Origin of the sequence: Gelidibacter sp., from assembly GCF_035577925.1 — a bacterium.
In the GTDB taxonomy this organism is placed as follows: Bacteria; Bacteroidota; Bacteroidia; order Flavobacteriales; family Flavobacteriaceae; genus Gelidibacter.
The window spans coordinates 1-4,109 of sequence record NZ_DATJCY010000062.1 but is presented as its reverse complement, the minus strand read 5'-3'; the positions used below and the strand labels follow the sequence as shown (position 1 = coordinate 4,109).

Genomic DNA, 4,109 nt, shown 5'->3' with positions numbered 1-4,109 from the left:
TGCTCATGGGTAATGACCTGTGCATGAAAATTGCCACGTAAACACGATATGATAATCGAAGGTTGAAGCACTTCTAAAATCTCAAAAATGTCATCTTCTTCAATATTGAAATGGAAAAAGTGTTTATTATTTTCGTACGGTTTGGTTGATGTATGATACGTACCAAAGGTTTTAAAATATGGACACAATTCCTTATACAAAGCATTTCCTAAAAAGCCACTGGCTCCAAGAATAAGAATGCGGTGTTTGTTGTTTGGTGTCAACATAAATTCAGTCAAATTTTAAAAACGGACGATATTGTGAAATAATCCATTCCATAAAATAGTGAAAAGATTATAAAAAAATAGGCAAAAGTGAGACGCGGTAATTAAGGTCTGCACTTTTGCCGATAAATTATTTTAAAAAATAAGTATTATGCTTTATAAAAAGGTGTTTTTACAACCGTTGCCGGAACTTTATTTTTTCTAATCTGAATAAAGATTTTACTGCCTGCTTCTGATAAAACTGGTGGTACATAACCAAGACCGATACCTTTGTGCAATGATGGCGACATAGTTCCGGATGTTACGATGCCAATAACATTTCCATCTTCATCAACAATATCATAACCTTGACGCGGAATCCCTTTTTCGTCTAATTCAAAACCTATTAATTTAGATTTCGGTCCGTTTTCTTTTTCAGCTTTTAGGGCTTCACTATTGGTGAAATCTTTAGTGAATTTTGTTACCCAACCTAATCCAGCGGCAATAGGAGAGGTGGTTTCGTCAATATCATTCCCGTATAAACAATAGCCCATTTCTAAGCGCAACGTATCACGAGCAGCTAATCCGATAGGTTTAATACCATAATCTGCACCCGCTTCAAAAACTTTATCCCAAATTTGTTTGACTTCAGAATTCTTACAATAAATTTCAAATCCGCCACTACCGGTATAACCCGTTGCAGATATAATAACATTGTCGATACCAGCAAAATCACCTACTACAAAGTTGTAAAATTTAAGGTCGGTAAGATTATGGCTCGTTAAGCTTTGCATGGCCTCAACCGCTTTTGGACCTTGAATGGCCAATAAAGAATATTCTGGTGAAAGATCTCTTACAACAGCACCAACGTCATTTTTGGAATTTATCCAATTCCAATCTTTTTCGATATTACTGGCATTAACGACCAATAAGTAGCTTTCTTCTTTCATTTTATAGATGATCAAATCATCGATAATTCCGCCAGTTTCATTTGGTAAATAGCTGTATTGTGCTTTTCCTATGGTTAATTTGGAAGCATCATTACTACAGGTTTTTTGGATTAACTCCAAAGCATGAGGGCCTTCAATTAAAAATTCGCCCATGTGCGAAACATCAAAAACACCAATTCCGTTTCTAACAGTTTCGTGCTCTATGCTAACCCCTTCATACTGTACGGGCATATTAAATCCGGCATAAGGAACCATTTTAGCACCAAGAGCTTCGTGCGTTGATTTTAAGGTAATATCTTTCATAAATTATTTTTTATATCCGCAGAAGCGAAAATTTTATTTAGAATTGTTTGGTTAAAAACTAAACTAGGACAATAACGATAAACAATATTAATAATCCACAAATTTCTCTATAGAAAGCCCATATTTGAAAAGATAATTTTTAAAATTATGGTGTAAAAACTGGATAATCCTTATTATATCTAGCATAATTCATCGCAAAAGTATCGAAAATTATCTATTTTAAAAACCAAGGTTCCAATTAAAAATAGGTTTCCATTTGGTTTGATTATTGTGCTATTGTTTTTATAAGTTCGTTTTTCAGGTCCTCATAATTTGATATGGGGATTGCTTTTTTCTTTTTATCAATAACGGCTTCAATTTGTGGTGGTAGTGCCATGTTTTCTTTGATAATGTCAGTAACAATATCCAGAAATTTAGTGGGATGAGCAGTTTCCAAAAAGACACAATGTGCATTTTTATCGTTTTCTAAATAGGCTTTACAGCCCAAAAATCCAACGGCACCGTGTGGATCGGCAATATAATTGTGGTCTTCATATAGTTCAATTAGACCGTTTCTGGTTTCATCATCAGAAAAACTATAAGATGACAAATCAGATTTTAGATTTTCGAAATTGTTTTTATAAATTTCCTGAATTCTTATAAAATTACTTGGATTTCCAACATCCATAGCATTGCTAATAGTTTGAATGGATGGTTTTGGTTGGTATAATTGAGTCTTCAGATATTCTGTAACCACATTGTTTTCATTATTGGAAGCGATAAAATGATGGATGGGCAATCCTAATTGCTTGGCCATCATTCCGGCACAAATATTTCCAAAATTGCCACTTGGTACAGAAAACACAATGTTTTTATGGGTTTTGTGCAATTGTTTATAAGCAAAAAAGAAATAAAACATTTGTGGGAGCCAGCGCGCCACGTTAATGGAGTTTGCTGACGTTAGCTGCATTTTATTGGTCAACTCTTCATCTAAAAAAGCACGTTTTACCATATCTTGGCAATCGTCAAAAACACCATCAACTTCTAGAGCGGTAATGTTTTTTTTGAGCGTGGTCAGTTGCTTTTCTTGAATATAGCTTACTTTTCCACTTGGATATAAAATCACAACGTTCACGCCTTTCACTCCCAAAAAACCGTGGGCGACAGCACCTCCGGTATCGCCAGAAGTGGCTACTAAAACTGTAACATTTTTGGTGTTGTTTTGATTAAAATAGCCTAAACAGCGAGCCATAAATCGGGCACCCACATCTTTGAAGGCCATGGTTGGTCCATGAAATAACTCTAATGTGGATATTTCTTTATTGATTTCAACCACAGGGAAGTCGAATGCTAAGGTTTCGGCAATGATGGTCTTTAAAACATCTTCAGGAATATCTGGTGTTACAAATTGTTTTATGGCTTCAAAAGCAATTGTTTCATAGGATAAAGTATCTATGTTTTCAAAAAAAGAATCGGGGAGAGGTGTGATGTTTTCTGGGAAATACAAACCTTTATCGGGTGCAATGCCTTTAATGACGGCGTCTTTAAAAGTCGCGTTTGGTGCTTTTTTGTTTAGTGAATAATATTTCATAATAGTTGGTGAATGGATAGATTGACTGGTGACCGATGACCGATGACAGGAGTCAATGTTGATAAGTTATAATTAGTTAATTTATTTTGTTTTTAAATGCGATCATCATGTTCATTAATTCATACGATTTCCCATATAAATTTTCGAAATGAATTAAGTTTAAATAGTTTCTTCTTTTTGCTTTATGAAGACAGGTTACGACTTCAGCTAAAGAGCGAATGGCATAACCCATAAATTTCTTTTGTTCAGGATTACTTTGTCCAATTGAACCTTCTGAAATATTTAATGCTATTGAATCAGCGGCACGTCTTATTTGAGAAGATAAATTAAACTTTTCTTTATCAGGAAAAGATTCCGCCAAGGAATCAATTTCTTCGCCTAAATTCATAGATTTTTGCCAGATAATAAGCTTTTCAAATTTAAATTTATTCATCTTCTATCAGTTTTTGTAAAGTTTTATTCAAATTCATTGGTTCATCGGTCATCCGTCTTCCGTCATCACGCATCTTTTATAAAATTTCTCGAATCCCTTGCGTATTAATTTCTGACACATGGGTTTCAAATTTAATTCCTGTTTCCGAATAGATATTTCGCATCGCTTTTTCTACATTTTTGGCATTCTCAATTCCTTTTGAAAGTGCAAAAATAGAAGGCCCAGCCCCCGCAATGCTCGTGCCTAAAGCACCATGTTTTAAAGCTCCTGATTTCACTTCTTCAAAGTGCGGAATCAATTGGCTTCGGTGCGGTTCGACTATCACATCGTGTAAGCTTCTTTTTAATAACTCATAATCACTGGTATGTAGGGCATGCACTAAACTTCCTAAATTTGCCCATTGTGTGATGACATCTTTTAAAGGAAATGTTTTAGGAAGAATGGCGCGGGCATCCGAAGTTTTTATTTCTATTAATGGATGAATAATGGTTGCGTAAATATCTTTTGGTGTTGGTAATTGCAAAATTTCTAATGGATGCGTGCTTTTTACCAAAGTAAATCCGCCAAAAATACCAGGTGCCAAATTATCGGCATGTTCACTACCACTTGCC

4 protein-coding genes and 1 pseudogene are annotated in these 4,109 nt (G+C 34.8%); all 5 read right to left on the bottom strand.

The window, feature by feature from the left end; all coding sequences use genetic code 11:
- Nucleotides 1–266, bottom strand: a pseudogene (locus VNJ50_RS01885) (dTDP-4-dehydrorhamnose reductase); the annotation flags it as partial.
- A gap of 146 nt (nucleotides 267–412) precedes the next feature.
- The gene (gcvT, locus tag VNJ50_RS01880) at nucleotides 413–1,495 is read right to left on the bottom strand and encodes a glycine cleavage system aminomethyltransferase GcvT (RefSeq protein ID WP_325578512.1); all 1,083 of its coding nucleotides are present in this window, start codon (nucleotides 1,493–1,495) and stop codon (nucleotides 413–415) included.
- A 265-nt stretch (nucleotides 1,496–1,760) separates the two neighbouring features.
- The gene (gene thrC / locus VNJ50_RS01875) at nucleotides 1,761–3,065 is read right to left on the bottom strand and encodes a threonine synthase (protein WP_325578510.1); all 1,305 of its coding nucleotides are present in this window, start codon (nucleotides 3,063–3,065) and stop codon (nucleotides 1,761–1,763) included.
- Between the two features lie 76 nt (nucleotides 3,066–3,141).
- Nucleotides 3,142–3,498, bottom strand: a complete 357-nt coding sequence (locus VNJ50_RS01870) for a four helix bundle protein (protein ID WP_325578508.1) — start codon at nucleotides 3,496–3,498, stop codon at nucleotides 3,142–3,144.
- Between the two features lie 76 nt (nucleotides 3,499–3,574).
- Nucleotides 3,575–4,109: homoserine kinase (locus VNJ50_RS01865; RefSeq protein ID WP_325578506.1), on the bottom strand; the 535-nt coding region annotated here is incomplete at its 5' end.

Excerpts from the sequence above, each read along its gene's own strand:
- VNJ50_RS01870 (WP_325578508.1), bottom strand. The coding sequence starts at position 3,498 with ATGAATAAATTTAAATTTGAAAAGCTTATTATCTGGCAAAAATCTATG.
- thrC (WP_325578510.1), bottom strand. The coding sequence starts at position 3,065 with ATGAAATATTATTCACTAAACAAAAAAGCACCAAACGCGACTTTTAAA.
- gcvT (WP_325578512.1), bottom strand. The coding sequence starts at position 1,495 with ATGAAAGATATTACCTTAAAATCAACGCACGAAGCTCTTGGTGCTAAA.